This window comes from Burkholderia sp. Ac-20392, assembly GCF_017104585.1.
Lineage (GTDB): Bacteria > Pseudomonadota > Gammaproteobacteria > Burkholderiales > Burkholderiaceae > Burkholderia > Burkholderia lata.
Window position 1 is genome coordinate 1 of record NZ_JAAGPB010000646.1, and the last position, 4,034, is coordinate 4,034.

5 protein-coding genes are annotated in these 4,034 nt (G+C 66.7%); all 5 read right to left on the reverse strand.

All coding sequences use genetic code 11. The features are described 5' to 3' along the window. Positions 1–116 (reverse strand): zinc ribbon domain-containing protein (locus G3N99_RS36145; RefSeq protein WP_206124765.1); only part of this gene is annotated, 116 nt, incomplete at its 3' end. A 95-nt stretch (positions 117–211) separates the two neighbouring features. After that, positions 212–844 carry an SAM-dependent methyltransferase gene (locus G3N99_RS36150; RefSeq protein WP_206124763.1) on the reverse strand — a complete coding sequence of 211 codons (633 nt, stop codon included), beginning with the start codon at positions 842–844 and terminating at the stop codon, positions 212–214. A gap of 17 nt (positions 845–861) precedes the next feature. Continuing rightward, entirely contained in the window at positions 862–2,439 is a 1,578-nt protein-coding gene (gene ubiB, locus G3N99_RS36155) for a ubiquinone biosynthesis regulatory protein kinase UbiB (RefSeq protein ID WP_174940213.1), read from the reverse strand. A gap of 13 nt (positions 2,440–2,452) precedes the next feature. After that, positions 2,453–3,079 carry an SCP2 sterol-binding domain-containing protein gene (locus G3N99_RS36160; protein ID WP_174942397.1) on the reverse strand — a complete coding sequence of 209 codons (627 nt, stop codon included), beginning with the start codon at positions 3,077–3,079 and terminating at the stop codon, positions 2,453–2,455. A gap of 163 nt (positions 3,080–3,242) precedes the next feature. Beyond that, the coding region (locus G3N99_RS36165; RefSeq protein WP_206124764.1) for a TIM44-like domain-containing protein at positions 3,243–4,034 on the reverse strand (792 nt) is incomplete at its 5' end.

The following is a 4,034-nucleotide window of genomic DNA, read 5'->3' on the forward strand; positions in this document are numbered from 1 at the left end:
TTGCGAAATGCATCCTTCCCGCATTCCGGGCACTGCGACAGCGGCGCGTCGCTCATCTTCTGGAGCACGTCCTTCGCGAAACCACACGCTTCGCATCGATAGGCGTAGATCGGCATGATATTTTTCCCGCGGAAACTGGAAACGGCTTGCAAAACCTTGAATTATAGCCGAAACCCTGCCGCGCTCCGGCAATGGCTGCGACACCCGCGCATCAGCGGCGACGCCACGTGAGCCAGCGCTCGTGTCCTTCGAACACCGCGAGCGAATCGGTCACGGGCAAATCCTCGATCAGCTCGAAGTGAGGCGTGAGCAGCGCATCGAGTTCGGCACGCTCGATTCCGAACGGCGGCCCCTTCGGTTTCGCCATCAGGAAGAAATAGCCGGCCAGCAATCCGTCAGCAGGCAGCAGCTCGGCCATGTGCGCCGCGTAGTCGGCACGCATGGCCGGCGGCAGCGCGCACAGAAACGCGCGCTCGTACACCCACTGCACGTCGAACGGCGGCCGGTACGCAAAGAAATCGGCCTGCTCGACGACTTCCGCATGCGCGCCGAGCTGCGCCTTCGCGGCAGCCACCGCCTGCGCGGCGAAATCGATCGCACGCACGGGCCAGCCGGCTTCGGCCAGCCACCCGGCTTCCTGCGCACTGCCGCAGCCGGGAATCAGCACCGCGCACGGCTCGAGCCGATGCGCGAACACACCAAAACCCTCGGGCACACCACCGAATTCCCACGGCGTCACGCCACGCTCGAAACGCTCGTCCCAGAACGATGCGTTGCCGGGATCGCGCGTCGTGAAATCGGCGGCGGCCGGCACATTCGGCTTCGGTTGTTTCGGATCGGACATCGCCGTACTCCTTTCGGTCAGGCGCCGTATGCGAGCAAGATCAGCACACGCGCAACGAGCGCCCCGACGCCGACGGCGAGGCCGAAGATCAGCAGCGCCTGCAGCAGCCGGTTCGTCCGCTTCTGCTCGACGAGAATCTGGCGCATCAGGTCTTCGCTCGCCGCGCGCGGCGCGTCATGGCGCGCCGCCATCGCATGGTGGATCAGGCGCGGCAATTGCGGCAGCGTCTTGCTCCACTGCGGCGCCTCGACCTTGAAGCGCTCGTACCAGCCGCGCAAGCCGATCTGCTCGGTCATCCAGCGCTCGAGGTACGGCTTCGCGGTCTTCCACAGGTCGAGCTCGGGGTCGAGCGAGCGGCCGAGGCCCTCGACGTTCAGCATCGTCTTCTGCAGCAGCACGAGTTGCGGCTGGATCTCGACGTTGAAGCGGCGCGACGTCGAGAACAGGCGCATCAGCACCTGGCCGAGCGAGATGTCCTTCAGCGCACGGTCGAAATACGGCTCGCACACCGCGCGGATCGCGCTTTCGAGCTCCTCGACGCGCGTTTCGGGCGGCACCCAGCCCGATTCGAGGTGGAGCGTCGCGACGCGGTGGTAGTCGCGCTTGAAGAATGCGAGGAAGTTCTGCGCGAGGTAGTTCTTGTCGAAATCGGACAGCGCGCCGACGATCCCGAAATCGAGCGCGACGTAGCGGCCGAACGTGTTCGGATCGAGGCTCACCTGGATGTTGCCCGGGTGCATGTCCGCGTGGAAGAAGCCGTCGCGGAACACCTGCGTGAAGAAGATCTCGACGCCTTCACGCGCGAGCTTCTTGATGTCGACGCCGGCCGAACGCAGCGTCTCGACCTGGCTGATCGGCACGCCGGTCATGCGCTCCATCACGAGCACCTGCGACGTCGAGAAATCCCAGAACATTTCGGGCACGAGCAGCAGGTCAAGGCCCGCGAAGTTGCGGCGCAGCTGGCTGCCGTTGGCGGCCTCGCGCATCAGGTCGAGCTCGTCGTGCAGGTACTTGTCGAATTCGGCGACGACCTCGCGCGGCTTCAGGCGCCGGCCGTCGGCCCACATGCGTTCGGTCCAGATCGCGATGTCGCGCATCAGCGCGAGGTCGGAATCGATCACGGACAGCATGTTCGGGCGCAGCACCTTGACGGCGACGGCCTTGCCCGCGTGCTGGCCCTGCTTCAGCTTCGCGAAATGCACCTGCGCGATCGACGCGCTCGCGATCGGCTCGCGCTCGAATTCGTCGAACAGCTCGTCGACCGGCGCACCGAGCGACTTCTCGATGATCCCGATCGCGACCGCCGAATCGAACGGCGGCACCTGGTCCTGCAGCTTCGCGAGCTCGTTCGCGAAATCGACCGACAGCAGGTCGCGGCGCGTGGACAGCACCTGGCCGAACTTCACGAAGATCGGGCCGAGACTTTCGAGCGCGCGGCGCAGCCGCACGGCAGGCGGATCGGAATAGCGGCGGCCGATCGTCGTGATCCGCAGCAGCAGCTTCACGCGCCGGTCGTCGATCCGGGACAGCATCACTTCGTCGAGACCAAAGCGGATGACGGTGTAGACAATCTTGATGAAACGGAAAATGCGCATGCCCTGCGGCCCCTCAGTGCGCGCCGCGCGGGCCGGAACCCGTGCTCGCGCCGATTTTTTGTTCGAGTCGCTCGACCCGCTTTTCGACCCGCGCGAGCGCATCGCGTGCGCGCGCCAGTTCGGCGTCGAAGCCGCCGAGCGACGCGCGCCGGACGACTTGCGGGTTCTCGTCGAGCCAGTATTCGGCGACGGAATCGAGCACGTTGCGGCCGGTGCGTCGCGCGCGCGCGCCGGCATCGCGCACGACCGTCGCGATCCGGAATGCCGCCGCGTCGCCGACCAGCTTCGCGAGATCTTCTTCAGGTTCCCAGCGCAGGTGCTCGGCCAGCTTCGCGATCTGCGTCGCGAACTCCGCGTCGCCCTCGATCTTCACGTGCTTCATCACGGCCGCCTGGCCGCCTTGCAGGAATGCGGCAACGGTATCGCCGGCAAGCGCGATCGATACGTCGACCTGTTGCGCATCGTGCGCGTCGACGGCCGACAGATAGCCGTCGGGCTGCACCAGCAGCGTGAGCGTAACCGGGGGCACGTCGATCCGGGCAGTCTTGCCCGCATACGGAATCAGGCGGTCGCGCGCCCACGATTCGCGGGCGAGCAGGTGATTGACAGCAGCAGCAAAAGGCTTGGCGGCAAAGGTCATCGGGCTGGGAAAGAAAAAACCCGCGCAGGCCGGGCGCCCACGCGGGTTTCTATTGTAACGTCGGATCGTCGGCAGACCGTGCCTGACCGCACACCCGGGCGGCAAGCGGTCGCAGTGCGGCGGCCGTTGCCCGGGTGCCGGCGGCGCGGGCCGCCGGTCACGCTCAGTGCGTGTTGATCTGCTGGATGCCCGCGAGCAGCCAGCCCTGACTGCCCGACTTCGACAGGTTCCACACCTCGTCGAACGGCGCGGCCGACGCATTCGCCGATTCGCGGATCAGGCCGTGGAAGCGCACGCTCGCCGACTGCTCGATGCCGCGATCCTCGATCGCGACCAGTTCCGCGTCGAGCTGCACGACGTCGGTCTGGTTCGACTCGTTGCCGCGCGAATCGAGGTCGATCTTGATCTCGGCGAACATTTCGGGCGTCGTGAACTCGCGGATGTCGGCCAGATTGCCCTGATCCCACGCGGCCTGCAGGCGCACGAAATAGACCTTCGAGCTGCGCAGGAACGCTTCGGTGTCGAAACCGGCCGGCACCTGCAGCGGTGCTGCCGCAGCAGCCGCTGCCGCGCCGGTGGCCGCGGCACCGCCGCCAAACACGCCTTGCGCTTCGTTCGCGTAGCTGCTGCCGCTACCCGCATAGTTGCTGCCGGTGCCGCCCTGCTGGAACGACGGGCTTTGCGAATAACCGCCCGACGACGACGCCGAGCCGCCGACCGAATACGCCGGCTCCTGCGGACGACGGCGGTTCATGAACTTGCGGATCAGCCAGATGCCGACCGCCGCGAGCAGCGCGATCACGATGACGTTCGCCATCATGCTTGCGAATGCGCCGCCCAGGCCGAAATGCGACAGCAGCGCCGCGATGCCGAGACCGGCCGCAAGACCGGCGATCGGCCCGAGCCAGCGCGAGCGGTTGGGCTGCGCGGCCGGCGCAGGTGCGGCCGGGTTCGC